Genomic DNA, 255 nt, shown 5'->3' on the forward strand with positions numbered 1-255 from the left:
GACAGCACACGGCCCGTCGCGTCGAACTCCGCCACGCCGTACCGCTCGGGGTCCGCCACCCGATAGCCGAACACCGTCGACACGCCCGTCTGCGCGCGCTCCGCCGCATCACGCAGCTTCTGCGACATCCCGCCGCCGTAGATGATGTTGTCGCCCAGCGCCAGCGCGCAGGCCTCGCCCCCGATGAACTCCTCGCCGATCAGGAAGGCCTGCGCCAGACCGTCCGGCGAGGGCTGCTCGGCATAGCTCAGCGTG

General features: G+C 71.0%; 1 protein-coding gene. It reads right to left on the bottom strand.

All coding sequences use genetic code 11. The features are described from left to right. On the bottom strand, positions 1-255 hold a 255-nt coding region (locus tag EOD42_RS25705), incomplete at both ends, for a sugar phosphate nucleotidyltransferase (RefSeq protein ID WP_276318174.1).

Origin of the sequence: Rhodovarius crocodyli, assembly GCF_004005855.1 — a bacterium.
In the GTDB taxonomy this organism is placed as follows: domain Bacteria; phylum Pseudomonadota; class Alphaproteobacteria; order Acetobacterales; family Acetobacteraceae; genus Rhodovarius; species Rhodovarius crocodyli.